This window comes from Moorena sp. SIO1F2, assembly GCF_010672755.1.
In the GTDB taxonomy this organism is placed as follows: Bacteria; Cyanobacteriota; Cyanobacteriia; order Cyanobacteriales; family Coleofasciculaceae; genus Moorena.
In genome coordinates this window covers 1-26661 of sequence record NZ_JAAHFV010000052.1, presented here as the reverse complement: position 1 = coordinate 26661, position 26661 = coordinate 1, and the positions used below count along the sequence as shown (strand labels likewise).

Here is a 26661-nt window from a genome sequence, read left to right as displayed (position 1 = left end):
TTTGTTCTATCTCTAACCTTATGTTGGACCACAGTAGGGTGTGGTTCTCCTAACTCAAGCCAAGTGTCGCTGAATCGGGGTGGGAGTACATCCTTTACTCCAACTCGGTTGAGTGATGGTAAATATTCCGTACAACAGGCAACCTACGATGATGTTAATGGGGTATATACCCTAATGGTGCTCAATACTCCTGCGGGTAGTCCACCAGTGTTTCGGAGCAGGGATTTGCAGATGGCACGTCTGACTGATGAGCAGGTTGCTGCTGGGGAAAATACGTATCTGAGTATTGATGACAATCAGCCGGTGATGTACCTGACTGAAGACTTCCGGATTGAATATGTCCACAATGTCACTGAGACTAGATCTAATCCTCAAACTGGTCAACAAGAAACAGTAATCGTGCGTCAGCAATCCAGTTTCTGGGCTCCTTTTGCTGGTGCTTTGGCTGGTCAAGCTATAGGTAGTATGCTATTTCGACCTCAATACTATGTTCCACCGGTTTATCAACCGGGAGGGGTTCTGAATGGTTATGGTGGGTATGGTAACAGCTATAGTCAAGCAGTGAAGCGATATGAAACACGGTACAAAGCACCGCCACCCGTGGTTAAAAATACTCGCTCTTTCCGCACGACTGGTAGCTTAAGAAAATCTCCTGCAGCTAATCAAGCCACTACTCGTAAAGCCTCACCCAACGCTAATCGCTCCACAGGAAGTGGTTTCGGCTCAAGTCAGTTACGCACCTCTAGTCCATCTAGTACTAAGAAAGCCAAACCAAGAAGCAGTGGTTTTGGCAGCACGAAGCGATCGCCTTCTGGCTTTGGTAGTAGTCGTGGTGGTAGTCGTTCCTTCAGACGCCGCCGCTAGTTTAGACACCCCTTACCCAAAAGAAGCTTCTAAAGACTTTAGAAGCTTCTTATTTTGCTTGACTGCCAAGTTATTTTGTCATTGACTACCATAACCTGACTAGTACAACTGACTACTATAACTGGGGTGCTAGGATTCGAACCTAGGAATGGCGGGACCAAAACCCGCTGCCTTACCGCTTGGCTACACCCCATTCATTCCACTTCTTTGATGATAACAGATTTGACTGGGAATATGTCAAGTATTTTTTTAGTTATTTTTCCTTTGGCTTAAAGGGTGATGGGGTGATGGGTTGATGGTGACCGGAAGGAAGAGAAAGAGATCTTGATTGTTTGAACTATCTTGCTTTTGTCCCCCCTCTTCCTCTTTAACCTAGATTCACGCCGGATAAATCCGTAAACGTCGGTTGGGTTCATCGCCAAAGCTAGAAGACTTGAGGCGATAGTGTTCAACTAACTCGTGTTGCATCTTCCGCACCTTAGCCGATCGCGGCAACAATTCTACGGGTTGGCCTTTGGGAATCACAATTTGCTCAACTGCTAAACGGGCTTCTTCTAGAGCCTCGATTTCATCCTCGCTAACGCTTTGGGCAAATAACTCCAAATCAGCAGCATCGGGAATTGTGGGGTCATCCATGTGCAACAGACGCCTTAATGCCCGAGTAATCTGGGGGATGGAGCTAGCTTTGATAGCGTGAATCGGGATCTGACGAGATTTAGCAATGGACTTGAGCTTGGAGTGGTTTTTGACATGCGATCGCAATCCTAAAACCACATCAGCAGTATCCATGTTTTTTGTCAAGACCACAGGCAAATTGAGGATTTGGATCACTTGCTCGATTTGATGACGACTAATGCCGTAAGGATAGACCTGTAGTGGCAAATCCTCACCATTAGGTCCTAACATCTCCATCCCTTGACCCAAGCGCTCTTGCTGTGACCAAGATTCAGCCAGCAGCTGTTCAAACATACTATTTTCCCGAGCTGGCTTTGGTTCTTGAAGGGATAGGGGATTCATCTGCCCAGATGAACGCCAACCTTTTGGTTGGCTAGGAGTCGTTAGGGTAAGGTGACCCTTGCTCCGACCATTTAGGGGAGTGGTAACTGGAGCGCTAGGTAATTCTCGGGTAATGGTTACCTTACCATTTTCATCTTCTGTCCTGACTGGAGGATTTGGTTGACGTCCCCTGAGTAAATTATCAACCGTGTCCGCAACACTTTCATGTACTACCCAACGCTTACGCTCTAGCATTTCTACAGCGATTTCAAAGGTTGGGGGGGCTTTTCGCTCCAAAACGGTTTTCTGGGAGCCTCGCCGTCTGGCTTCGTCATCGCCTAGGGTTACAGCCTGGATACCGCCTACTAAATCCGAAAGAGTGGGATTTTTAATCAAGTTTTCAATCCGATTGCCGTGAGCAGTTCCCACCAGCATCACCCCCCGTTCCGCAATGGTACGAGCGGCCTGAGCTTCCAGTTCTGTGCCAATTTCATCGATAACGATCACTTCTGGCATATGGTTTTCCACCGCCTCAATCATCACCTGATGCTGATGTTCTGGGCTAGCGACCTGCATCCGTCGGGCTCGACCAATAGCTGGGTGGGGAATATCGCCATCTCCAGCAATTTCGTTAGAGGTGTCGATAATCACGACCCGTTTGTCTAATTCGTCTGCCAGAACTCGGGCAATTTCCCGTAAAGCAGTAGTTTTGCCTACACCAGGACGCCCAAGCATCAAAATTGACTTACCAGTTTCGACTAAGTCACGAATCATGCCGATGGTACCAAAGACCGCTCGACCCACACGACAGGTTAAGCCAATAATTTCCCCTGGACGGTTCCGAATCGCACTAATGCGGTGCAAGGTACCCTCAATTCCGGCTCGGTTATCACCGCTAAAGGATCCGACTCGCTCAACACAGTGATTGATTTGTGCGATAGTAACTGGTGTATCAGAAAGGTACTCTGCCCGATCACGAAAGCGCACTTCTGGGAAGCGACCGAGATCCATAATCACTTCGATCAAACTGTCCCTTTCAGGATGTTGCTCCAATAATGAGCGAATTTCTGCTGGCAAAATGTCTAGTAATTTTGGCAGGTCATCTGTAATTTTTTCACAGTTTGAAATCCCCTGAGTTTTGTCCACTGTTTCTTGGTGTTCCTTGGTAGGTATGGTCGCACAATCTAGTTGAAGATTGTCACTTACCTCTGAGGATTGATCCCTTACGGTCATCGCCTCAACCAAGTTATTTTCATAAACCACTGGTAATTCTTGATGGAATGACAGTTGTTGCTCTGAAAGCTTGTTTAGTGGAAAATTCACCATTTGTTTTGACCAAATAAAGCGATTTCTGCTGTTAATTTTTGCCCTGTTAAACTTTTGGTTGTTAGTCAGGTTTTTGATTTAGGTCATGTTTGATTTTACTCCTAATAATTGAATGTTTTTATGCCAATTTAATCGAACAGTATTCCTCGATTAAAGTCAAGAACATGGCATACTCTGGGGAATTTTTTTGACTGATTTGAGTTGAGCCACCAGGGCATGGGCAGTTGCCACAGCCTGCCAGAGCAGATCGGGTACATCTTCAAGGTTTCTATAAGAGGGATTAGGCACGAATCCCTGGTGGTGATCAACGTTTTGGTCATAGTCTTGTTCTAACTTTTCTAGAATCGGTGAGAGTAGAACTCGGGCGTAGCTACCGTAAGCCACACCGGCAACGTAGGGTAGGTTATTTGGTTGTTCGCCTAGGGTGGCCTTTTGGCCAAGGTTGTTGTAAGAACGTTCAACCGGCAACCTATCAACTTGGGCTAGCTTCAAAAGCCTAGCTGCTCTTAGTTTGCTGACGGTGTGGTTATTGGTACCACCAGCTAACTGTACGTATCCTGGTAATCCAGCAGCGATGACTTTCTGAGCGAGTTTGATAGCAGCATGAGTTGTACCCATGCCTATATCCCCACTCATAGGACGTCCATCAGTTTGCCAGATTAGAGGACAGGGTAAAGGCTGGATGAGTTGGTAGATTTCCTTTAGGTAGTCAATCAAATCTTTACCATCTGGGCAGCTAATGGCTAGGAGTTTGAGTTGAGCGCACCAGGGTGCGATCGCATTCCAGAGTCTTTTAAAATCTGGTAAATTCCCGACTTTGGTGTGAATTTCTATAGCATCAACGTCATTGCTTAGAATCAGGGGTGCGATCGCAAAAGGAGCTGATACGTATGAGCGAGTAGTGATCAGCTGATGGGGGCAAACTGGCAGACAACGACCACAGCCATAGCAGCGTTGGTCGATCACACCAGAGTAAGCTTCACTGCCATTCTGGAAAGTAATTGCTTGTGCTGGGCAAATCTTTTCACAGGGACGGGGGCAGTCCCCTGGACACAAATCTGAGTCAAATTCGGCTTTTCGGAAATGGGGGTCTTCCCCATCATTCAAGCTCACCATCAGCCATGGTCTGCCACAGAATCCAAACCCTCGCTGTTTGGCTTCATTTCCCATGGTGTTGGCGACTTGTAAGGCATCTTTCGCCGCCGAAATGACCGCCGGGTCAGCTGCCACATCAATACAATCGGCACCGGCGAGGGTGTAAGCCAAGGTTAGGCTTCTAACAGCAGGGAGGTGTTGAAAACTGGCTCCGCAAATGAGCTTGAACCAATCACCCTCCCTTAAGGAATGTAAGGGATAGTAAAGTTCATTCACTCCTATATGCTAAATCTTTAACGCGAAAATGGGGAGACTAATTTTACAATTCGAGTAATGAAAAAGGCATTTTTTGAGGCGCTTACAATCCTTTCCGGGGGGGGAAATCCCTCAATTGTTTTCCAAAAATGCAGATTTAGGGTAGCTGGTTTTATTCTTACACCAAATATAGCGGTTGAATTTCTACAGCTGATCTCACTAAAATAATGGTGTCAATTAATTCAAAATTCTTTTTAATTCAAAACTCTTTTTATTAAAACCCATCCCACGTGATAGTTAGTCGTGGGATGGAGTTTAAGCATTGGGAATCTTGGCGCTTATTCGGTTAATCAATAATCGCGTTAAGCAGGACCTCGGCTAAGGTCATATTCTCCATGTCTTCCAGAGTGACTGTGTCCACGATGTCAAATTGAGCCCCAGCTCCTTCAAGGTCATCATCAAGTGCTTTGAGAAACCGAGTTGCCATGGCATCATTACCCACTTGGATCAGTGAAATGCCTAGTTCTTCATCCCGGTCTATGTGCCGAGATGCTTCAATGATCACTCGCATTACGGCTTTGCGGTCATCGGGCTCACCATCGGTTATCACCAAGAATGTTTCCCCATTGGGTTTGGTTTGCCCAGCCGCTTTGCGCTTAAAGTAGTCATCGGTGGCATCCTTTAGCACACCAGCGAGATCGGTGCGACCCATGGGATCATTTTCTTGGAAAATTTGTTCTACTTTATCTGAGGTAACGTTATCGTACCGTCTAAAGCGACTAGAAAACAGGTAAACCGTAATCCCATCTGGATCGAGCTGTTCACATTTTCTGGCCACTGCTAAGGTAGACTCTTGGGCAATCTGCCATCGACTTTTGCTCCTATCTTGGGAGTCTGGGCTAGACATACTGCCGCTTTTGTCGATGATTAACGTATAGTCACGGTCTTCCACGAGTGAACCTCCCACGAAAAAATTTCCTCCTTACCTTTACTGCCACGATTTCTTAATCTAGCTTAGCTAATACTCCCACAGCTCATCTGGATGTTTTAGCCTTAGGACCCTTAGCAGAAGTTGATTATGCCAACATTATGAAACCATTATTAAAAGCATCTTTCAACGGCAGCACCTTAGACTTGCTTATCAGGGTAGGTAATGGTGGATTTATTTGATTGACTGTTGTCTCTATTTACTATTATAAATTAAAATAATAATCTTAGAGATTAATCGTAAAATATTGACAGTTTGCTTAGGAGCTGTGTTACCTGCTCACCATCAGATGATACTTAACGAGTCTGGCAATCAAGACCGAGTTTCTTTCAAGGCTTGCAAATAATCAATTGCTGCCTCTAGTTTGGAGGGATAGGAGTCAGAAAATTCTTCAAACCACAACCCTTCTGCTGAGTTTGGAGTTAAGCCTTTTAGCCACTCAGTGGCTTGCTGATTAAGGGCTTCTCGTTCTCTTTGCTTTTGCTGCTGAACTCGTTTTTGTTCAGCTTCGAGTTCCTGCTGTTGTTTGAGAACCTCTTCTTGGTCTTTTTTATCAAACTCTGTTCTCATCTCAGCCAGCTCCCGATCCTCAGCAGTAGATACCCAATCAGGTATTTTCGCTGGTGATTCACTAGTTGGTGGATCAGTTAGTGGCGAATTCACTGGTTGTTCCTGAAACAGATGCTGTTGTTTCGGTTGAACACCAGCATCTTTTTGTTCATATTCAGCTTTGAGTTGAGCTAACAAGTCATCCATTGATTCCATGACTTTGGTCTCCTCTTAAATTGTTAACTGTTGAGGGATGTTTTTTAAACAGTTAACTTACAGCACTGTCACAAGCCTCGAACCCTGACGGGATAAATCCCACTAACTTATCCTATGCTTTAGTCAATAATAGCATTGATCAAAACTTCAGTGAGAGTCATATCCTCCATCTGATCAATAGTTACCGTATCTACGATGTCAAACTTAGCCCCAGCATTTTGCAGCTCATCATCTAATATTTTTAAGAATTTAGTTGCCTGGAGATCATTCCCGATTTGGATGAAGGAAATTCCTAGTTCTTCATCGACATCAATACGCCGTGATGCTTCTATGATCACCTTCATCACAGCTTTGCGTTCATCAGGCTCCCCATCAGTGACGACTAAGATGGTTTCTCCATTTTCTTTGGTTTGGCCACTAGCCTTACGTTTAAAATAGTCGTTGGTGGCATCGAGTAAAACACCAGCTAAATCCGTGCGTCCCGATGGTTCATTTTCCTGGAATATCTGTAGCACTTTATCTGCGGTTACATTGTCGTAGCGTTTAAAGCGACCAGCAAATACATAAACCGTGATGCCATCTGGATCCAATTCTTCACATTTATTGGCTAAGGCAAGGGTAGACTCCTGCATGATTTGCCAACGGCTTTTGCCAGCAAGTTGATCCCTAATCGACATGCTGCCACTTTTATCGATGATTAAGGTGTAGTCACGTTGTTCGAGCATTGCTAGTCTTACCCACTATCATCCTACACCTCTAGGGTATCAAACTTATCATTTTTGACTAGTAACAGGGTTGGGTATCGATAAATATCAGCTATCAGCTATCAGCTATCAGCTATCAGCTATCAGCTATCAGCTATCAGCTATCAGTATTTAGCTTATGCCTTAGGTCACAGGCTAGAAGCCTGTGCCAAGCTTTTGAATAAAATAAGCTGACCGCTGACCGCTGACCGCTGAATGCTTACAGAGCTATACCGAGACTATAAATTGGCTACAGAAACGAGTCCCGGCAAAGTCTCTTTGAGGGGTTGCCAACGGAAAGCACGATCTCCTCCCATCTCTAGGATTACTTTTACTCGTGGTTCTTGCTGGGGCAATGTGGTTAGATAGTCAACTTCTTGACTAGATAGAATAATTCCTTCAATAATCCACAGCACCAACCCTTTAGATTTGGGAGATAGGGCTGACAGTTGGTAGGTGACCAAGGGTGGCAGGTAGTAAACATCACCGACTGCAGATGATTTACCCATATTTTTCTTGCCCAGATGAGGAGGGCGAACACCGTGAATTCCAGTTAGATAAGCGGCTGGATCTCCTAGTCCTTTGGCAGTAATGGAAACGGTGATATAGCCAGCAGCTCGCAAACGCCGCTGATAACGACCTTCAAACCCACCTTCTAATGGTGCATAAACTGCCAATGCACCAGACTTTTCTAGTGCCCGGATGAATGACTTGCCGGTGGTGATCAGTGCCATTGCTACCTCTGCTTCTGGTTTAAGTTTTGTGAACTCCTGTCAGCCTCCTATTATAAAGGACTGTTGGCAACTTCCCTCGAAGGTGCTGGAAACAGAGCACGATATCGCGGCTTGGCACAACAGCAGCACAAATATGACCGGTTATCAACAATCAATAAGGATTTCAGTATAAAAAAACCTGATCAGAATGGCCAAACTGAAAAAAATTATACTTGAGATAGGAGGCAAATTTACATAGATCTAGCACATGGCATTCATCGTATCCCATGGATACATAGTATGTTTTCCGGTCCTGTGATGTCCGACATATCCGACCTTTCTGTTTGATAAAGCTATTATCTTTGAGCGCAACTAAGTATTATAAAACATAATTATGGCTCCCAATCCCACCATCATGAAAGCTGTTGAGCAGCTAGACTACCGCGTCACTGTTGGGGATGTTGCTGCCCAAGTGGGTTTAAACATCCATCAAGCCGAGCAAGGTTTACTTGTCCTGGCCTCGGAAGTAGGTGGACATTTACAAGTGGCCGAGTCAGGGGATATTGCTTATCTGTTTCCCAAAAACTTTCGCGCTATTCTCCGCAACAAGTCCTTAAAGCTACAGTTGCAAGCATGGTGGGAAAAGGTTTGGGCTGTTTTATTCTACCTGATTCGGATTTCCTTCGGGATTTTCCTTCTGCTTTCCATTGTGTTGATGATTGTTGCGATCGCATTTATTGTTCTGAGCCTCAAAGCTGGCAGTGACAATGATTCGGACGGAGGAGGCGGAGGAGGAAGTCGTTCTGGTGGTGGCGGCGGAATCCTGTTTTTGCCCCGTTTATGGATAGGACCGGATCTGTTTTGGTGGTTCAACCCATCTTACTCCCACAATAATTATCGACGGCAACGGCAAAATTCCCGTTCTGGCCGAGAAGATAGTGAGATGAATTTTTTAGAGGCTGTCTTCTCCTTTCTGTTTGGTGATGGCAATCCCAATAGTAATTTAGAAGAACGTCGCTGGCAAACCATTGGTACTGTAATTCGCAATTCCGGGGGGGCTGTGGCAGCGGAACAGATTGCTCCCTATCTTGATGAGCTAGGAGAAAGCTACCAGCGAGAGTCAGAAGACTATATGTTACCAGTGCTAATCCGATTCGATGGACGCCCAGAGGTTAGCCCCTCAGGGGATATTGTCTATCACTTCCCTAAGTTGCAGACAACTGCTGCCAAACAGAATCAACAATCTGTGCCAGCTTATCTTCGTGCCAAGTTGTGGCAGTTTTCTCTGGCAAGCAGTAACCAGATTATGCTGGCGATTGGGTTAGGGAGTGTAAACTTCGTTTTAGCCTTAGTCCTGGGTTCCCTGTTGCAGGGGGGTGAGATTGCTGCACAGCTAGGAGGGTTTGTAGTCTTTGTGCAGCTAATTTACCCTCTGTTATTGGCTTATGGCGTAGGATTCTTGGCTATACCGTTGCTTCGATACTTCTGGGTTCAGCGGAAAAAGAAACAGATTGAAGCTCAGAATCGAGAACGGCAGAAAAATGCGATCGCACTTAATCAGGCTGATCAGGCTTTACAGAACAAGATTGCCTATGCGGAACAGTTTGCCGCTCAAAATGTGATTCGGGAAGACAATTTGGTTTATAGCAGTGAGAAGGATTTATTGGATCAGGATCTAGAAAGGAAAGACCAAATTGATACGGAGTGGGAACGGCGCTTAGAATTGGGGTCTACTCAGAATCTTGATACAAATCACTAATTAGTAAATTCAGCGGTCAGCTGTCAGCGGTCAGCTGTCAGCTTTGTGGAACAGGCTTCGAGGTCAGATTCAACAAATGGTTACGTTTTTGATTCAAAATCTAACTTCTAACTTCTGACTTCTGACTTCTAACTTCTGACTTCTGACTTCTGACTTCTGACTTCTGACTTGCGCGTAGCGCTATATCAGTAATTACCGGAAGATGATCCGAACCAAGATCAGGACCAGTTCTCATCTTGATAACCTTAACATCTCGACTAACTAAACAGTGGTCTACAGGAATAGCTAACCAAGGATTGGCTGGTGAAAATTGTGATAGGGTTGGTAGAATGCCAAAGCCAGCACGAGCGTCATGCAATCCGGAACTTTCGATTAGACTTTTATAGTAGGGTGACCACATTGTAACGTTTAAATCACCAATTAGCACCACTGGTTTTTGAATTTGTCTGATATAATCCCCAATCTCTTTTTCTAAATCTTGATTGCGCCACTGCCAACGTTGCTTTTCCAAATCCTCTTGCTGGCGTTGCTGAATTGAAGTATGAATGCGCGATTGTTTGGTTTTGGTCAAGCCCCCTAAATCCCCCAGCGAGCAATCCCTCGCTGGGGGACTTTGATAGTTTTGTTCCCCCCAGCGAGGGATTGCTCGCTGGGGGGCTAGGGGGGCAAAATCATACCCATAATCAGCAACGCCAAAATCCCCTGGCTTCCCAAAATAAAATTGTGGATAGGAGTGAGTAACAATGACTGAAGCGTCTGCACCAGCAATCTTTAAATCTAATTTGACCAGACCACGATATTTTCCGTATTCCAGAATTTCTGATTCTTGTAATGGTAAACGACTGTATACTTCCATCTGAAGTTCTGGAATACTGATAGTATAGGGTAAAACCTCTCTTAAAGCTTCTAATTGTTTAGGCCAAGGGTCTTTTGCTTCTAAAAAAGCGGCAATGGTCGGCTTTTCTTCTTTAACCAAGGCAATAGCATCAGCATACTGGGTATTGGAAAACGAGACATTGAACAGAAACAGACGCATGGGTTCACCAGAAGCGCCAAAGCTTAGTTTAGGTATATACCAAGGAATGATTTCTGTCAAGTTAATCAATAAGCAAAATAACGTGACTATCAACCAAACTTTGCGGCGAGTTAGGGCAAAATAAATTAATGGTAACAGCCCTAATAACAAATATTGATGTTTAAAATGAGTCGTGAATTCTAAGTAGATGTTATCTCTAAAAAAATAGCTAGTTACGGAGAGTAATGTGACAAGACTAGTTAAGATAATGAATAACGATAAAATCCAGTTGTTTAATACCTTAACTAATGGATTAGAAGTCGAGTTAGTCATCAACTTTGCCTCTACCGTAATTGTTATGCTAAATAAACAGTCTGTAAGAGGGAACAGGGAACAGGGAACAGGGAACAGTGGGAAGAGGCCGTATTCATATTTTTTAGTTAACTAGCCTAAGTTTACTGGAACTTTAGCATAAAAGGTACTGAATAACCATTACTCTAAGCTGTTTATATTTAACAACTGGTTCTCTCGATTAGATAGGGTATATAGGGATAGGGAGCAGGATTTTCAGATTATTTACTAATTGGGAAATAGGCAATTTAAAGCAACACCAGCTTACTCTCTACTCCCTACTCCCTACTCCCTACTCCCTACTCCCTACTCCCTACTCCCTTCTAAAACCAATAACAACAGTACCTCACCCTATCGATAACTGCTAGATCAATCAATCTGGGATAGTTTAGCACTAGAGTAATAGTGACTCAAAATTTGTAGGTAATTCAATCCCCGACGGGATAAGTTGTAGGCTCCCCACTGACTTAATCCTAATCCGTGACCATAACCACGACCGTTGAATTGGAAACCATTTTCGGTTTTAGACACGGTAAACAGCCGACTTTTCAGACCTAGGATTTTGCGTAATTCCTTGCCCTTAATCGTCTTTGTACTCCTACTGCCTTCTACTTTAAGAGTGATCACCCTACCTCGGGGTGTCCTTTCTACTGGAGTCATGGCGATAATATTACCAACACCAGGAATCTTCTGGCTCAGTTGACTAGCAGAAAAGGTTTTTGTCCACTGGTAGACTGGTGTGCCCTGATCGTAATCAGGTACACCCTGTAGATAAGGAATGGGTTCACTCCACCAAATATCTTCTACATTTTCTGTATGTCCTCCAGAGGCAGCATGGAAAACAGCGAGAATCACTTTATTACCATGAGTCATTATCTGTCCAGCTGTGGCATTAACCGCTTGATGAGTGCTTGCTGTTTCGCTATTTAGACCTTTGTAAACTTGCCAACGCTGGGTATCCCCTATATCGTAGATATCGCTCTTGGATTTGTTCCGTTGATGGAGCACATAAGAACGAGCTGCTACTGCTTGGGCTTTCAAGGCTTCTATCGGCCAACTGGGACTCATTTCTGCGCCAATCACACTATAGAGATAGTGTTCTAAATCAACATGGTTGACTGCTGTTAACTTATTGTCAGAACTAACCAGTCGAGTGCGTCCCCGGTACCAGCGATCGCCTATCCAAACATAACCATTGTCTTTTGGTTCAATCCAGAGGGATTTCCCTTGCCACTGACCTAACTTAATTCCACTACCGTTAGTTTCCGCAGTCATACCCGCCATGGCTTTTAAGTCTCCCACGGCTTGACCTGTCCCATCTCGGACAATGGCTGTGGTGGAACTCCCCAAGGTTACCTGTTTGACTCCCTGCTCAACCGCTATTCGCAGTTCTATCGCTGCCTGAACTGGTGCGATTAGAACCATCCACAATAAAAAAGAGAGCCACCAATGACGCCCTCCTAGAACAATGATTGACTTGAGCATAGTTACACTAAAGATGGGAAAGCCTTTTGATGCCATATTTACTAGTTACTGATTACTTATACGAAGAGGAATCTTCTTGTCCTGATTAACAGCGATTCAATCTTACTCTGAGTTGTTCCAATCAGACTTCTGTTGTTAAGCTTTGACAGTTAGAGAAAAGCCTAATACTTAATTCCTCTAAGACTTTCAACCCTTGTAGGGAACCTCGAATTAGTCTGGTAGCTGCTATTGGTTGCTTTAACATACCCATGGCTAAGGGGAAGGGTTTCAGTGACCCATCAGCACTAATAGCTGGGGTAAGGTCTGGGATATTGTAATAGCTATCATCACTAATCACTCTTACCATTGCTACAGCAAATCCTTTGGGATTAAGTACCGATAGGGTCGCAAATCCTTCCATATCGACTACATCAGCTTGGTAGCTCTGACCCAGTTGACGCTTTTCTAAGCTAGAGGAAATTATGCGATCGCTACTCAATCCCCTGACTAAATTAGCCTTGTTGCCCAGTTGCTGCTGAACTAAGCTAGTCAGTTGGCTGCAGCACTGTTGCACCAGTGGTTGAGGTCTATCTTGGTTTCGGTCGATAGCAACACAATCGTTATACACAACAATATCACCAACGGAATAGTTAGGAGATAAGCTGCCACACAATCCCATTAGTAGTATTTTAGGTAGGGAGTGCTGGGGAAAATTTGTTGTAGTTTGTAACCATCTTTCTAGATACTTAGTTACAGGCTCTTCTCCTATCGGAATAGATAGAATCAGAGGTAATGGACGACCAGTAATCTGCTTGATTCCTCGACAAATTGCTTGGTATTCTGCTCCTTGGGGAACAAGAATGATCGTGACCGGAATAGTTGCTTGGGAAAGGTTCATACTTTAGGAAAGGGAAAAGGGAAAAGGGAAAAGGGAACAGGGAACAGGGAACAGGGAATAGCTAATAAGTAAACATAATCTCTATATCTAATAAATATTAGCTATAGTCTTACTTGAGGTTGATTCCCTGTCTTGATGTAACCCATAGCTATTCCCTCTTCTGTCTTTTCTCTTCACTGTTCCCTGTTCCCTATTCCCTGTTCCCTAAAATCCAGAAATTGTGTACCTCATAGCTATGATAATTGCTAGATATGAGTTTAAATAAACCAAAACGGCCAACAATTTGGGCAACAGCTCTAGTTAGTTTGATCTCAGTAGGACTAATTACGCCCCTGCCCACAGTGGGACAAACTACCATTGCCCAACAACAGGAGTCAGCACAAGCACAACTAACTAAAGCTAAGCAACTGAATCAGCAAGTTATTGAGCTGTATAAGCAAGGGAAATACTCCGAAGCGATTCCCCTTGCCCGGGAAGCTTTGAAGATTCGACAGCAAGTGCTGGGGGAGGAACACCTTGATGTGGCAACCAGCCTCAATAATCTGGGGTTACTCTACTATTCCATGGGAAGGTACCAACAGGCGGAACCCTTGTATACCGAAGCCTTGGAGATGAGGAGACGCTTGCTGGGAGATCAACACCCTGATGTGACTACCAGCCTGAATAATCTGGCGGGACTCTACTATTTTATGGGAAGGTACCAACAGGCGGAACCCTTGTATACCGAAGCCTTGGAGATGAGGAGACGCTTGCTGGGGAACCAACACCCATCTGTGGCATTAATCCTCAATAATCTGGGGGGACTCTACAAATCCATGGGAAGGTACCAACAGGCGGAACCCTTGTATACCGAAGCCTTGGACATGAGGAGACGGTTGCTGGGGAACGAACACCCTGATGTGGCATTAAGCCTGAATAATCTGGCGGTACTCTACTCTTCCATGGGAAGGTACCAACAAGCGGAACCCTTGTATACCCAAGCCTTGGACATGAGGAGACGGTTGCTGGGGAACGAACACCCTGATGTGGCAAGCAGCCTGAATAATCTGGCTTTACTCTACGAATCCATGGGAAGGTACCAACAAGCGGAACCCTTGTATACCGAAGCCTTGGACATGAGGAGACGGTTGCTGGGGAACGAACACCCAGATGTGGCAACCAGCCTCAATAATCTGGCGGCACTCTACTATTTTATGGGAAGGTACCAACAGGCGGAACCCTTGTATAACCAAACCTTGGCGATGAGGAGAGGATTACTGGGGGATGAACACCCAGATGTGGCAACCAGCCTCAGTGGTTTGGCGGCACTCTACAAATCCATGGGAAGGTACCAACAAGCGGAACCCTTGTATAACCAAGCCTTGGAGATGAGGAGACGGTTGCTGGGGAACGAACACCCAGATGTGGCAGCCAGCCTCAATAATCTGGCTTTACTCTACTCTTCCATTGGAAGGTACCAACAGGCAGAATCCTTGTATACCCAAGCCTTGGAGATGAGGAGACGGTTACTGGGGAACGAACACCCAGATGTGGCAGCCAGCCTCAATAATCTGGCTTTACTCTACAAATCCATGGGAAGGTACCAACAGGCGGAACCCTTGTATACCCAAGCCTTAGAGATGATGAAACGGTTGCTGGGGCACCAACACCCAGATGTGGCAACCAGCCTCAATAATCTGGCTTTACTCTACGAATCCATGGAAAGGTACCAACAGGCGGAACCCTTGTTAACCCAAGCCTTGGACATGAGGAGACAGTTGCTGGGGGACGAACACCCAGATGTGGCTACCAACCTCAATAATCTGGCTTTACTCTACGAATCCATGGGAAGGTACCAACAGGCGGAACCCTTGTATACCCAAGCCTTGGAGATGTATAAACGGTTGCTGGGGCACCAACACCCAGATGTGGCAACCAGCCTCAATAATCTGGCGGCACTCTACAAATCCATGGGAAGGTACCAACAGGCGGAACCCTTGTATACCCAAGCTTTGGAGATGTATAAACGGTTGCTGGGAGAAGAACACCCAAATGTGGCAGCCAGCCTAAATAATCTAGCTGGTTTACATCACAGTCAAGGAAACATTGAGCAAGCCCTAGAGTTTCTCGAAGCGGGATTAGACATCCAAGAACTCAATCTAGAACGTAATCTCGTTTCTGGTGCTGAAAAGCAAAAACGAGAGTACATCAAAACCATCTCTGGGACAAGGGATGCAGCCATCTCTCTGCACCTAAACTCAGCTGGTGATAATGAAAGAGCAGCTGGTCTAGCTTTAACAACTATCCTGCGTCGCAAAGGTCGTTTACTGGATTTCTTGACCCATAGTCAGCAACTGTTGCGTAAACGCTTAGATTTCCAAAGCCAAAAATTACTAGACCGACTCAACAATACTCGCACCCAACTCGCTAACCTCACCTACAACCGACCGGATAAGCTTCCCCTTGAAGAATATCGTAATCAACTCGATGAATTAACGAATCAGGAACAGCAACTAGTCGTAAAAATTAGTCGGCGCAGTCGTGAATTTGCCCAAATCAATCAACCAGTCACCATCGAAACCATTCAACAACTCATTCCATTAGATACGGCACTGGTAGAATTTGTAGAGTACAAACCCTACAATCCCCAAAAGAGTAGCTGGGGTAATCCCCGTTATGCCGCCTATGTACTCCGTTCTCAAGGCTCACCCCAAGGCATTGATTTAGGGGAAGTAGATGCGTTGAAACCTCTGTGGGAGATACTTGAATTATCCCTTCAAGACAAAGGAGTTACCATCCCTCAGTTAAAACAAGCAGGCCGTAAAGTAGATGAGAAGCTGATGGCGAAAGTTCGTCCTTTGTTGGGAGATAGCCGCAGGATTTTACTGTCTCCAGACACCCACCTCAACCTCATCCCTTTTGAAGCTTTAGTAGATCAAGACAACCGGTATTTAGTAGAAAGCTATGGTTTTACCTACCTCACCTCCGGTAGGGATTTACTGAGATTATCCAATCCCAATCGCAAGCTCACCAAACCAGTACTTTTGGGAGCACCAGATTTTGAGAATTCCGCTCAAACTCGTGCCCTTGGGGAGGAAAACCAGATAGTAGCAACCCGCAGCTTAGGTGACTTGAATCCTTCAGAGTTGAGCTTATCCCCAATACCTGGTGCTCTTGAGGAAGTAAACGCGATCGCAAAAATGCTTGATGTAGAGCCGTTGTTGGGTGCTCAAGCTAATGAAGCAGCATTGAAACAGGTTACTCGTCCCAGAATACTACATATCGCTACCCATGGTTTCTTCCAAAACAGACCTGATTCGGAAGAGTTTACTAATGGGGATAATGCCTTACTTTGGTCATGGTTAGCATTAGCAGGAATTAAGAACAACAAGCCAGACAATGATTTAGAAGATGGCATCTTCACAGCCTTAGAAGCAACCGGATTAAATTTATCAGGTACAAAGCTAGTGGTGTTATCAGCCTGTGATACAGGTTTAGGCAATATCAGTGCTGGGGAAGGAATATATGGGTTGCGTCGAGCGTTGGTAATTGCCGGGTCAGAAAGCCAAGTCATTAGTTTGTGGAACGTGAATGATACGGCTACGAAATATTTAATGGTGTCTTATTATCAGGGATTGCAGGATAACCAAGGGCGTTCTGAAGCTTTGCGAAGGATTCAGTTGCAAATGCTAGGAAGTCCAGAGTATCAGCATCCCTATTATTGGGCAAGTTTTATTCCTTCTGGGAATTGGCGCTCTATGGTTGAGGAGTAGGGAATCGGGAGTCGGGAGTCGGGAGTCGGGAGTCGGGAATAGGGAGTAGGGAGTAGGGAGTAGGGAGTAGGGAGTAGGGCATGTTGGTGGAATAGGCATCTTAGTGGAACGGGCATGTTGGTGGAACGGGCATCTTGCCCGTATCCTGCCACAACCTGACAACCAAATAACCTTCAACCAAATAACCTTCAACCAAATAACCTTCAACCAAATAACCTTCAACCTTCAACCTTCAACCAAATAACCTTCAACCAAATAACCTTCAACCTTCAATCTTCAACCTTCAACCTTACAACCTTCAACTATTCCCGCTCATCCCTAGATTCTTCACCTATAAGATCACCTAGATCAAAAATAATCACGAATTTAGCATCAGGCATAAGCCGTTTCAGAGCTTGCATATGCCCCTCAGCATCAGAGCGATTGCGGTAACGACCAACAACAATTCGTTGCATTTTGGGCAACAGGCGAACGATTGCCCACGGATGTAGGCGATTGGCATAAGTCATAATAAATCAGGTCCTTTTCATAAGGGATTCAAAGCCAGCCTGGTAACCTTGGGAAATCTTGAGGCTGGCTTTTGTTATGGAACATTGCTAGTGTTCATAACGTGATTTTATTCTAACACAAAAATAAACTTATATTATAACATGTTTTTAGAATTTTTGTTACAAATTTTTTAGGCAGCAGGGAATCGGGAATCGGGAATCGGGAATCGGGAATCGGGAGTCGGGAGTCGGGAAGAACGGGAAATGGGGAGAATTATCCCAGCTGCGATGAATGCTTACAAGATTTAATCAACTAAATCAGAATTATTGTTAATACAAAAAACTGTAATTATTGTATTGACGCAGTCGTTGCTTGAGTAAAAAATCAATAATATATATAAATTAATTAATAATGAGTGAATTGATTAAGCCGTTGTGTATTTAAAATGTCTATTATTAAAATTAACTAAAAAAAGTTAACCTAGTCACATTTTGCCTATTGCCTATTGCCTATTGCCTATTGCCTATTGCCTATTGCCTTGCTAAAAAACATGTTCCATGGGTTTTAGCTTACCCATCACCAAGCCCTTAGACTATAGATGCTCCCCGGTATGATACTATTAAAAAAAATACTGGTATTATTGTGTTGAAATCCTTGACTCTATCTGTTTTTGCGATCGCTACGAGCCAAGGAGGTCTAGATATTCTACTGAACCCCTTTGAGCTTTATACCTTACCCCTCCAGCAGTGGATTACTGCAGCAGTGAATTTCCTGGTTGACAATTTTCGTCCTTTCTTTCAAGGGATTAGTCTACCGATTAGCGTCACCCTTGAGAGTATAGAATGGCTGTTGCTATCGATTCCTCCATTAATTTTACTGATTCTGATTGCCTTGATAGCATGGCAACTGGCTGGTGGAAGAATTGCCATTTATAGCGTTGCTGCGTTGAGCTTGATAGGCTTTTGCGGAGCCTGGAACCAAGCCATGGTATCTCTTTCCCTAGTGGTGACTGCTGTAGTGTTTTGCATGGTGGTGGGAATCACTATCGGTATTGCCTGTGCCAGTAGCGATCGCATTGAGAAAGTGCTGCGACCCCTGCTGGATGCCATGCAAACCCTACCGTCCTTCGTCTATCTTGTGCCAGTAGTGATGTTGTTTGGCATTGGTGCAGTGCCTGGAGTAATGGCAACCTGTGTCTTTGCCATACCCCCCCTGATTCGCTTGACTAACCTCGGGATTCGGCAAGTGTCCACAGAAGTTGTCGAAGCTGCGATCGCATTTGGCTCAACCCCGACACAAATGTTATGGGAAGTCCAAATTCCCCTAGCGATGCCAACTATTTTGGCTGGAGTCAACCAAGCCATCCTCTTAGCCTTATCCATGTCAGTGGTCACCTCCATGATTGGTGTAGGAGGACTTGGACAGATGGTATTGCAAGGACTAGGTCGGGTGAATGTGGGACTAGCTGCTGTCGGAGGATTGAGCATCGTTCTAATCGCAGTGATGCTGGATCGGATCACTCAGATAGTCAGTCAAGGCAACAACCAAATCCCTTGGTTGGAACGAGGACCAATTGGTTTGGTGCGCTCTTCGACAGGTCAACAACTGGCTTGGGCTACTGTTGCAGGAACCGTTTTATTGGCACTCCTGGGTTTTATCACTTGGCAACAACCCTCCCACGTAACCACAGACTCTAATCTAGCCATGCCTGGTAAAGGGGTGAGCGTACAATCGGTCTATAGCAGCTTGCAAGAAGAACAATTCCAAACCGACATTGTAAACATCGGTCTGGAAAAACTTGGTTACACCATCAAAGAGCCAAAACAAATTGAATACGTCACCGCGCACCTGGCTTTAGGCAACGGCGACCTAGATTACACTGCTGTCCATTGGGATATAGGTCATACACCCTTTTTTGAACAAAGTGGTGGTGAACAGAAGTTAGAACGACTCGGAGTAATCACCTCTAACCTGTTGCAAGGTTATCAGATTGATAAAAAAACTGCTGATAAATACAACATCACTAGCCTTGAGCAACTCAAAGACCCAAAAATCGCTAAACTCTTCGACTCAGATGGGGATGGTAAAGCCAATTTGATTGGCTGTAATTCCGGTTGGTTTTGTGAAATTCTGATTGAGCATCATCTTAAAGCTTACGGACTCGAAGACACCGTTGAGCAAGACCAAGGAACCTACTCCGCCTTAATTGTAGATGCCATTACTCGCTACAACCAAGGACAACCAATCCTCTACTACACCTGGACTCCCATGTGGATGGCAGCAGTGTTAAAACCAGATCAAGATGTAGTCTGGCTAGAAGTTCCCTTCACTGATCTACCAGAATCACAGAAAGACTTGACCGCAAAAGATACCTCGATAGATGGTAAAAATCTGGGATTTGCCATCGATCGGATCCGAATCGTAGCTAATAAGAAATTTGTATCTGCTAACCCAGCCGCCAAACGCTTGTTTGAATTGATTCATATTCCCGTTGAGGATATCAATGCCCAAAATGAATTACTCAACAACGGTGAAGATAGCTCAAAAGATATCCGTCGCCATGCCGAAGAATGGATTGAGAACCATCAAGACCTGTTTGATAGCTGGGTCGAAGACGCTAGAAATGTTTAGAGCGATTAATATCAATCAAGTAAAGATCGGTCTTGTGGCAAGCTCGAACTAGCCATCGGGACTATCAAGAAGGCAAGGCGAGTCCGCAAGACCTGGCACAGCAATGAGCCGTTGTGTCGGGTTTTTTGTAGATTATTGCGAGACAATAACCATTTTACTGTAAAATAAGACCGGTAATTTTGGCTAAGTGCTGACTCTAAATAGAAGTCGGAACTTTGATCCATGCTTATCCGTAGAGATTAACCCTCAAGCAGATAACATACAAAATTTTCCGTTGTTCATTCGTTCAATTTCTAGACAAAAAAATGGTCAATCAATATACAGAGATTACCAAATATTACGATTTGTGGGTGACATCTGGTTACTACGACTATCAGAGCCTAGCTAAGGAAGCCCACTCGATAGTGGGTGATGGTCGTCAGGTTCTAGAGTTGGGTGTAGGAACAGGACTACTGGCTCAAAAGTACATCGAACTCGATCCAACCTGCGAGTTTACGGGAATTGACTTTACCGCATCCATGCTTGAAATTGCCAAACAACGGTTGGTAAATCAGGTTAAATTGATTGAAGCTGATGCGGTAACAATGGACTTAAACGCCAAGTTCGATGTAGCGATATCCAATGGAGGAGTTTGGGGAATTCTTGATAGGGGGGATCAAGCTCAATGGCAATTTGGGGGTCACGTTCCCGGTCTTGAAGCCAATCGTCAAGGGTTAGCAAATGTAGGTCGCCACTTAAAAGAAGGGGGATTATTATTGCTACACCTGCAAAAACCCCATGATGACTTTGACAAATCCCTGGGTGAAGGGATTGTTTATTCCCAGTGTATTGAAGAAGGGGAAGATACCCCAAACTATTATACCTTTGAAAAAAGGTATTTCTTTAAGAAAGATGGAGAAATTGTAGCTCAAGAACAAATCACAATTACCGTTTTTAAACCGGAAACTACTCGTCAAATGTTAACAGAATCGGGATTTTATTTTCAAGGCACGAACAATGGCGATCGCTTTGCAATTTACAAAAAGCGGTAATCTTCAATGACGGTTTAGAAAACGAAAATTAAGCGTCTCAGCCCTCTGGTGGCTCATTTTCAACTACTCACGATGACCAAATTCCGTTAACAGTGAGTCAGTCCTATTTTCCTGGGCTTTATCGAGGGAAATTGGTTAAAAATTTCCCAGTTTTAACAGACTAGAACAAAAAGACTATCAATGACCATTTCCATTCAGCAGGTTAGCATCTCTGAGGAATTAGACCTTTGCCATCAAATGCAGGTCTCCATCTTTCACCAGGAGTTAGAGTTGTTCGGGATGCAGATACCTGATGACTACGATCCTGTCTCAGTTTATATACAAATTGTTGATTCCAACGCTGTTGTAGGAACCTACCGAATTGTCTTCCCTAACAACTCTCTTGGACTACCGATAGAGGAAAGTGGGTTTGACCTCAAGCAGTTTGATCAAAAAAAGGTCTGTGAAATGTCACGTCTGGTCGTCCTCAAAGAAAAGCGAGGAAAAATCCCCTTTAATCAGATTATCTCTTCTGCTGTTAAGGTCGCAAAAGAGCATAATGCCTCGATTATGCTGGTTGCGCTTCTACCTCATAATCTTCCGCTGTTTAAAAGGTATGGCTTCTCACAGGTGGGACCACCACTCTATGATCCCTCTGTTAAGTCTACCTACACCAAAGACCCGAGCATCATCCCCATGCAAATCCATATTTAATTAGTCAGAATAATGTCGAAAACTTCAATTTAGATTCCCCTTGAGCTGAGGTGGGTTTGTAAATAAATATTAACAATAATTTACAAACACCACCTCAGCTAACTTTTGGCCTTATAATAGTGATATCGGAAGAGTAAAGGAAGTCCACTGATGAACAAGTCCGTTTGTACTACTGAAGCCGCCTCTCTCTTAGGTATTTCTTCTCGACGTTTGCGTCAACTCCTCAATGATGGTCGCGTCCGGGGTGCTTATAAAAGCGGAAAATTCTGGATTATTCCTCTGTTCAACCATCTGCCCCAAATCATAGAGAAGAAGCGTGGACCAAAGGGCAAATGGCGTACTACTCGTCCTCCTGCTCTGGCCAAGATCAATGTCAACCGCAATCGCATTGGCAGCAACAATCACAAAAGCCCCGAAGAGCGTCAGCCAGTCATTTCAGTAAAACGAAGCGGCGACAATCTATACGGCAATCAAGTAGAAATCCTCGGTCCTTGTCGGATTGTCTATCAGCCAGATAATCCATTGCGTTGTGGCGCTCGTCTGTGGATTGACCTACGGTCACGCTACGCGAACGAAACCTTCAGTGATATCCATTTCATTGGTGGCAGTTTTCCGGCCACTGCCTAATGGTCACTACCAAAATTAGACCTCTTGCAAAAGTATTTTTCTAATACTGTTTGCGTCAATTCTTGTCCACTGTTCCCTGTTCCCTGTTCCCTGTTCCCTGTTCCCGACAACTGCCGCGAAGTCTATTAAATCAGATAGGGATCCGTTTAGGAATTGTGATAATTTTTGTTCCCTGTTCCCTGTTCCCTGTTCCCTGTTCCCTGTTCCCTGTTCCCTGTTCCCTTTGCTATACTGAACAGGAGCAAAAGGATAGTTCCGACTAATCCCAGATGGGACGGTAAGATAAAAAACGCGCTATTAGAAAAAATAATTAAATTAACACCAATCGATATCGGAATAGAAGTGCTCAGTAATCCTAGAGCAAATTCCGTATCAAATGTCGGGTGAGTACGCCGATATTGCTCTTGGTCGAGCATATTAATCTGGGAAGCATACAACAACGGCCACAAACTCAATCCGCTTTGGGGTAAAACTACAGCTAGTAACGTTTCTGCCAATGTATCTGGTTTAAACAAAATCAGTACTGCTGCACTAAACCAGAATCCTACTGCTGAGCGGACGAGTAAAATTAGTAAAATTTTCCGTAATTGTAAGGTTTTCGGCTTCAGAGAAATCCCTACAAAAAACAGAATCATGGGAGTAGTGCAAGCCGCTAACCGTTGCAGAGCCTGCAACACTATTTCTGGGATAAGTGTGTTACCTAGATTTAATGCTCCTATGGACAAACCCAGTAACAAGGCTAAATTTGCTGGTTCTTGGATCAGAGTCAGTCCAATAGTTTTGAATTTGCTGAGATTGATGTGGGAAGTATCAACACTGCGTTGGTGTAGATACATCCCTAAAGCATAAAGACCGATTAGCACAAAACATTTATTACCGACATCCACCAACCCAGCTAGGGCTAATCCTTGCTCACCTAAAAATTCCTGAGTAAACGGATACACTGTTAAACCAGGAGCTAAAGACGCAAACATCAATATCAACGAGCGGGCTTTGGCTTTTTCTTTGCTAGGAATCACCAAACCTGTTAATAACCATCCAATTCCTAACAAGAAGAAATTAATAGCAAGTCCGAATAGCGGTAGCGATAGTAAACCTTGACTGATATCAATTTTGATCGTTGATAGGAATAGAGCCGCAGGAAGTAAGGCATTGATAATTAACGTTTTAATAGCACCAACTGCTACAGGTTTTTGAAATTTCCCTCTCAGGGCATAACCAACAGCAATGAAAAGCACCAGCGGGATGACTTTATCAATCGCCAAAGTCCTCAACCTCGACCGGATTCAACAGTTTCTTGACGCAGCAGTACCAATTCTCGATGCAAATCGTCGTAAAATCCCTGACGAGCTCTTACTGCCATTGCCACCCCTTGCCTAACTTGCCAAAGGGTTTGGGGAGAATTAGCGATCTGCTCAATCACATCTAAGATTTCCTCAGCATGGTCTTGATCACAGTCGCAGTGAACGGCAAAGAATTCTTGTCCTTTCGTGGAAATACCCAGTTTTTTCAGACCTGCTAAAATCAGTTGGTTTTCATAGGGTAGGATAGATTCCGTGAAAGCCAGTATCCCCAATCCAAAGGCAGCGGGGTATTGGAAGCAAGCAGTGGTGTAGATTTGCAGGAAGCGTTGGGTTCCTGGTAATAATTCTTGTGATGACTTTGGTAGAGGTATCGACTCACCTGGTGCGATCGCGTAGCGTGACAGTAGGTCCATCGCTGATAATTCTTCAAATAACTGCTGCCACATTTGAGGATGGGGTTTGCTATGACCAGATTTCCCCGATAATCCGTGTTCTTCATAGAGATTCTTTAATAAAGGGATTTGGGTTTGGGGTGTAGGTAGCTTAGAAGCAACAGCAGTGAGCCAATTAGGGAAACACCAACTGATCAGATAACGCTGGTTGAGCCAAGTTTCTAGATTACGACTTACGCCTGTTTCCCTGATTAAAGAGGATAATCGGGGATGATCAGCAACTAAGACTCCTAATTTTTCCTCAGTAGTGGGTAAATCCTCTAGGTGAGTGTGCCTTAACGGTAGATTTTGGAAACTCAGCAGCCAGGGATGCTGGAGTAGAGCATGATTTCGGGCATAATCGGGAATTTGCTGGGGAGACCCCAGACTTTGGATGGTAGCGATGGAAAAGCTGTTGGGTGATTCGGCTTGGGTGGGTCTATCTAACTCCTGGGGGACCTGTAGAGTCCGCATATATTCTAGAAAGTCTTGCATGACCTAAGTTCACTAGTAGTAATAGTGTTTTTACAGTTTTCTACAATCAAAGCTTAGGCCCAACAGGAAGAAGTTAGCATACATGTTACCTTTGGGAAGATTTCATCGCGGTCAAGTCTAATCAACGGTTTTACTATACCGATAAAGCACGGATAAATATGGCGTTGCTGATTCTTGGAAAGAATGCGCAAACGTCTGATTTAGGTCAAGCCCCCTAAATCCCCCAACTTTGGGGGACTTTCAAAGTCTTGTTCCCCCCAGCGAGGGATTGCTCGCTGGGGGGCTAGGGGGGCAAAACGATACCCAGCCCCCCTACCCATGGATTGTGTGCGTAAGTCCTGAAATAAAGGAATTAAAAGCACACTGGTTTACAGCGATGACTTAACCATGCAGCATTCTGTTTCCCCTGTTTGCCTTCTCCTTCTTATGGTTCCCTTTTTTCCTACCTACCTAGTCAATTTCTCTTACGCACTTACGCAAAATAGCTTAGCAGCTTGTAGGGTGGGCAAAAACACTTTGGTGGTTTGGAGTAGTCTAGATCATCTAAATTTTGCCCACCACTGCCCACAAGTTCCTTACTAGAGCAATCCTAATTCATACCTTGCGGATTTATCCGTTGCTGGTGGGCAGTGCTTACATTGACGCTAGGCTTGCGGTACAGTACTTGCTGATGCACTGCCCACCCTACATCTGCGCTTTTCTTACCTTGCGGATTTATCCGTTGCTGGTGGGCAGTGCTTACATTGACGCTAGGCTTGCGGTACAGTACTTGCTGATGCACTGCCCACCCTACATCTGCGCTTTTCTTACCTTGCTGATTTATCTGTTGCTGGTGGGCAGTGCTTACATTGACGCTAGGCTTGCGGTACAGTACTTGCTGATGCACTGCCCACCCTAAATCTACAACCACCCGTTCATCTACAGCGCACTCATAAGAACGAATTACCACCTCTGATTAAGGTTCAATTTTCGATTTCCGTCTCTTAATACATCTTGGTGGCACTCACGATACTTGATAAAATCTCATCTTCAGGGGATGTTTTCAGTCGCTGATCTACAACAAAGCCCTTTGGCATACCGTCTGGTTGGCTAATAAGATCATTCATGCTGGGATTGGTCCAATGTGTGATTAATGGTGCCCCGTTGGGACACCGCTGAGAACTACCGTCGCGGATGTGAAACCGATTTATATGATACTTCACCCTGCTCATCCGTTAGGCTTATTGTCATGACTTCCCCTAGGGTGTAGAATTCTTTTTCTTCAGTGACATCCTTATACTGTTCTGTGTTGTAATTATACGTGATCGCATAAGTTGCTTTTCCTTTTGGGGTCACATAAAGCGAATTGGGATGCATCCATCCTGAGTGTACGATTAATTTTTCTCCTTGTTTTAATGTCCCCTCACAACTCGGGGTGTTTGCTTTACATTCTTGGACGCTAGATGCGTTGGCAGGGGTGGCATACAGAATCATCGCAAACAACACTACCATCATGAACTGCACTAGTTTTTTGGCCATTTCTCTTTTTTCCTCTCTTTTTTTGTCTGTGCATTTAAACACAATATCATCATCTGACCGCAATATTCATAAAGGGAAATTTTTTGCGTGGCATTTTCGGGGTCTGGTTTTGCCCCTCTTGCCCCACAATAATGGGTGAAAAAAACTCTCCTATTCATCCTAAATTGGGTACTTTTTGGGGCAATAAGTTACTTAATACTCGCTTTCTTTCCTTAATTCCGCAACCCCTAATTATTATGGGATTTAGATTGAAGCTGACATTCCTTGTTGACCAGGGTAAACGCATCTAATTTTTTCAATCCTATATTTAGATAGTGTTTTTTAAATTAACTAAACACTATCTGTTGAAAAGCCATTGTCAATAAGCACAATAATGCCTGGTTTATTGAGAACCCCCCCAGGTTTATTGACAAGATGCGTAAACCGCTGACCTTCATACTTTAGCCATTGCTTTATTT

The 26661-nt window shown here is 44.5% G+C and carries 23 protein-coding genes and 1 tRNA gene; 8 read left to right on the top strand and 16 right to left on the bottom strand.

Annotated features, from left to right (window positions below; all coding sequences use genetic code 11):
* Positions 1–864 (top strand): hypothetical protein (locus tag F6J94_RS09595; protein WP_293039460.1); only part of this gene is annotated, 864 nt, incomplete at its 5' end.
* A 121-nt stretch (positions 865–985) separates the two neighbouring features.
* On the opposite strand, the gene F6J94_RS09590 is transcribed toward F6J94_RS09595, so the two are convergent.
* The 7 genes from F6J94_RS09590 to F6J94_RS09560 all read right to left on the bottom strand — a co-directional run bounded on the left by F6J94_RS09590 (position 986) and on the right by F6J94_RS09560 (position 7766).
* Positions 986–1057 (bottom strand) — tRNA-Gln (locus tag F6J94_RS09590).
* A 185-nt stretch (positions 1058–1242) separates the two neighbouring features.
* Entirely contained in the window at positions 1243–3186 is a 1944-nt protein-coding gene (locus F6J94_RS09585) for a R3H domain-containing nucleic acid-binding protein (RefSeq protein ID WP_293039458.1), read from the bottom strand.
* A 156-nt stretch (positions 3187–3342) separates the two neighbouring features.
* Positions 3343–4557, bottom strand: a complete 1215-nt coding sequence (gene ldpA, locus F6J94_RS09580) for a circadian clock protein LdpA (RefSeq protein WP_293039456.1) — start codon at positions 4555–4557, stop codon at positions 3343–3345.
* 325 nt (positions 4558–4882) lie between these two features.
* The gene (locus F6J94_RS09575) at positions 4883–5503 is read right to left on the bottom strand and encodes a VWA domain-containing protein (protein WP_293019126.1); all 621 of its coding nucleotides are present in this window, start codon (positions 5501–5503) and stop codon (positions 4883–4885) included.
* 333 nt (positions 5504–5836) lie between these two features.
* Entirely contained in the window at positions 5837–6289 is a 453-nt protein-coding gene (locus F6J94_RS09570) for a hypothetical protein (protein ID WP_293039454.1), read from the bottom strand.
* Between the two features lie 119 nt (positions 6290–6408).
* Complete coding sequence (locus F6J94_RS09565) at positions 6409–7014, bottom strand: VWA domain-containing protein (RefSeq protein ID WP_071105200.1); 606 nt, start codon at positions 7012–7014, stop codon at positions 6409–6411.
* 257 nt (positions 7015–7271) lie between these two features.
* The gene (locus F6J94_RS09560; RefSeq protein ID WP_293039452.1) at positions 7272–7766 is read right to left on the bottom strand and encodes an NAD(P)H-quinone oxidoreductase subunit N; all 495 of its coding nucleotides are present in this window, start codon (positions 7764–7766) and stop codon (positions 7272–7274) included.
* Positions 7767–8139: 373 nt separating this feature from the next.
* Here F6J94_RS09560 and F6J94_RS09555 point away from each other — a divergent pair, with 373 nt between their 5' ends.
* Positions 8140–9504, top strand: a complete 1365-nt coding sequence (locus F6J94_RS09555; protein WP_293039450.1) for a hypothetical protein — start codon at positions 8140–8142, stop codon at positions 9502–9504.
* A gap of 100 nt (positions 9505–9604) precedes the next feature.
* Here F6J94_RS09555 and F6J94_RS09550 read toward each other — a convergent pair whose 3' ends face one another.
* Complete coding sequence (locus F6J94_RS09550; RefSeq protein ID WP_293039448.1) at positions 9605–10852, bottom strand: endonuclease/exonuclease/phosphatase family protein; 1248 nt, start codon at positions 10850–10852, stop codon at positions 9605–9607.
* Between the two features lie 250 nt (positions 10853–11102).
* Between F6J94_RS09550 and F6J94_RS09545 the strand changes: the two genes are divergently transcribed.
* Complete coding sequence (locus F6J94_RS09545) at positions 11103–11231, top strand: hypothetical protein (RefSeq protein WP_293039446.1); 129 nt, start codon at positions 11103–11105, stop codon at positions 11229–11231.
* 8 nt (positions 11232–11239) lie between these two features.
* On the opposite strand, the gene F6J94_RS09540 is transcribed toward F6J94_RS09545, so the two are convergent.
* Together F6J94_RS09540 and F6J94_RS09535 are read right to left on the bottom strand one after the other, a co-directional pair.
* Entirely contained in the window at positions 11240–12355 is a 1116-nt protein-coding gene (locus F6J94_RS09540; RefSeq protein WP_293039444.1) for a SpoIID/LytB domain-containing protein, read from the bottom strand.
* A gap of 121 nt (positions 12356–12476) precedes the next feature.
* Positions 12477–13232, bottom strand: a complete 756-nt coding sequence (locus F6J94_RS09535; RefSeq protein ID WP_293039442.1) for a phosphorylase — start codon at positions 13230–13232, stop codon at positions 12477–12479.
* Between the two features lie 251 nt (positions 13233–13483).
* On the opposite strand from F6J94_RS09535, the gene F6J94_RS09530 reads away from it, so the two are divergent.
* Entirely contained in the window at positions 13484–16984 is a 3501-nt protein-coding gene (locus F6J94_RS09530; protein WP_293039440.1) for a tetratricopeptide repeat protein, read from the top strand.
* Here F6J94_RS09530 and F6J94_RS09525 read toward each other — a convergent pair.
* Both F6J94_RS09525 and F6J94_RS09520 read right to left on the bottom strand, forming a co-directional pair.
* Positions 16930–17100 carry a hypothetical protein gene (locus F6J94_RS09525; RefSeq protein WP_293039438.1) on the bottom strand — a complete coding sequence of 57 codons (171 nt, stop codon included), beginning with the start codon at positions 17098–17100 and terminating at the stop codon, positions 16930–16932. The two genes, F6J94_RS09530 and F6J94_RS09525, sit on opposite strands and share 55 nt — an antisense overlap.
* 186 nt (positions 17101–17286) lie before the next feature.
* The gene (locus tag F6J94_RS09520; RefSeq protein ID WP_293039436.1) at positions 17287–17493 is read right to left on the bottom strand and encodes a hypothetical protein; all 207 of its coding nucleotides are present in this window, start codon (positions 17491–17493) and stop codon (positions 17287–17289) included.
* A 634-nt stretch (positions 17494–18127) separates the two neighbouring features.
* On the opposite strand from F6J94_RS09520, the gene proX reads away from it, so the two are divergent.
* From proX to F6J94_RS09500, 4 genes are all read left to right on the top strand, one after another.
* Positions 18128–20104: a glycine betaine/L-proline ABC transporter substrate-binding protein ProX gene (proX, locus tag F6J94_RS09515; protein ID WP_293039433.1), complete on the top strand. Its 1977-nt coding sequence runs from the start codon at positions 18128–18130 to the stop codon at positions 20102–20104.
* Positions 20105–20409: 305 nt separating this feature from the next.
* Entirely contained in the window at positions 20410–21135 is a 726-nt protein-coding gene (locus F6J94_RS09510) for a trans-aconitate 2-methyltransferase (RefSeq protein WP_293039430.1), read from the top strand.
* 180 nt (positions 21136–21315) lie between these two features.
* Complete coding sequence (locus F6J94_RS09505) at positions 21316–21828, top strand: GNAT family N-acyltransferase (protein ID WP_293025587.1); 513 nt, start codon at positions 21316–21318, stop codon at positions 21826–21828.
* Between the two features lie 150 nt (positions 21829–21978).
* Positions 21979–22455: a helix-turn-helix domain-containing protein gene (locus F6J94_RS09500; protein ID WP_293039427.1), complete on the top strand. Its 477-nt coding sequence runs from the start codon at positions 21979–21981 to the stop codon at positions 22453–22455.
* Between the two features lie 146 nt (positions 22456–22601).
* Here the strand turns inward: F6J94_RS09500 and F6J94_RS09495 are convergent, their stop codons facing one another.
* The 4 genes from F6J94_RS09495 to F6J94_RS09480 all read right to left on the bottom strand — a co-directional run bounded on the left by F6J94_RS09495 (position 22602) and on the right by F6J94_RS09480 (position 26203).
* Positions 22602–23720, bottom strand: a complete 1119-nt coding sequence (locus tag F6J94_RS09495) for an AEC family transporter (RefSeq protein ID WP_293039424.1) — start codon at positions 23718–23720, stop codon at positions 22602–22604.
* Between the two features lie 5 nt (positions 23721–23725).
* The gene (locus tag F6J94_RS09490) at positions 23726–24685 is read right to left on the bottom strand and encodes an iron-containing redox enzyme family protein (RefSeq protein WP_293039421.1); all 960 of its coding nucleotides are present in this window, start codon (positions 24683–24685) and stop codon (positions 23726–23728) included.
* A 589-nt stretch (positions 24686–25274) separates the two neighbouring features.
* The gene (locus tag F6J94_RS09485) at positions 25275–25634 is read right to left on the bottom strand and encodes a hypothetical protein (protein ID WP_293025581.1); all 360 of its coding nucleotides are present in this window, start codon (positions 25632–25634) and stop codon (positions 25275–25277) included.
* 212 nt (positions 25635–25846) lie between these two features.
* On the bottom strand, positions 25847–26203 hold the full coding sequence (locus F6J94_RS09480; protein ID WP_293025579.1) for a hypothetical protein: 357 nt from the start codon (positions 26201–26203) through the stop codon (positions 25847–25849).
* Positions 26204–26661 lie beyond the last annotated feature (458 nt).

Bases quoted from the DNA above. Each gene is read 5' to 3' on its own strand.
- F6J94_RS09585 (WP_293039458.1), bottom strand. From the start codon at position 3,186: ATGGTGAATTTTCCACTAAACAAGCTTTCAGAGCAACAACTGTCATTC.
- F6J94_RS09570 (WP_293039454.1), bottom strand. From the start codon at position 6,289: ATGGAATCAATGGATGACTTGTTAGCTCAACTCAAAGCTGAATATGAA.
- F6J94_RS09565 (WP_071105200.1), bottom strand. From the start codon at position 7,014: ATGCTCGAACAACGTGACTACACCTTAATCATCGATAAAAGTGGCAGC.
- F6J94_RS09560 (WP_293039452.1), bottom strand. From the start codon at position 7,766: ATGGCACTGATCACCACCGGCAAGTCATTCATCCGGGCACTAGAAAAG.
- F6J94_RS09555 (WP_293039450.1), top strand. From the start codon at position 8,140: ATGGCTCCCAATCCCACCATCATGAAAGCTGTTGAGCAGCTAGACTAC.
- F6J94_RS09550 (WP_293039448.1), bottom strand. From the start codon at position 10,852: ATGACTAACTCGACTTCTAATCCATTAGTTAAGGTATTAAACAACTGG.
- F6J94_RS09540 (WP_293039444.1), bottom strand. From the start codon at position 12,355: ATGCTCAAGTCAATCATTGTTCTAGGAGGGCGTCATTGGTGGCTCTCT.
- F6J94_RS09535 (WP_293039442.1), bottom strand. From the start codon at position 13,232: ATGAACCTTTCCCAAGCAACTATTCCGGTCACGATCATTCTTGTTCCC.
- F6J94_RS09530 (WP_293039440.1), top strand. From the start codon at position 13,484: ATGAGTTTAAATAAACCAAAACGGCCAACAATTTGGGCAACAGCTCTA.
- F6J94_RS09525 (WP_293039438.1), bottom strand. From the start codon at position 17,100: ATGCCCGTTCCACTAAGATGCCTATTCCACCAACATGCCCTACTCCCT.
- F6J94_RS09520 (WP_293039436.1), bottom strand. From the start codon at position 17,493: ATGACTTATGCCAATCGCCTACATCCGTGGGCAATCGTTCGCCTGTTG.
- F6J94_RS09510 (WP_293039430.1), top strand. From the start codon at position 20,410: ATGGTCAATCAATATACAGAGATTACCAAATATTACGATTTGTGGGTG.
- F6J94_RS09505 (WP_293025587.1), top strand. From the start codon at position 21,316: ATGACCATTTCCATTCAGCAGGTTAGCATCTCTGAGGAATTAGACCTT.
- F6J94_RS09500 (WP_293039427.1), top strand. From the start codon at position 21,979: ATGAACAAGTCCGTTTGTACTACTGAAGCCGCCTCTCTCTTAGGTATT.
- F6J94_RS09490 (WP_293039421.1), bottom strand. From the start codon at position 24,685: ATGCAAGACTTTCTAGAATATATGCGGACTCTACAGGTCCCCCAGGAG.
- F6J94_RS09480 (WP_293025579.1), bottom strand. From the start codon at position 26,203: ATGGCCAAAAAACTAGTGCAGTTCATGATGGTAGTGTTGTTTGCGATG.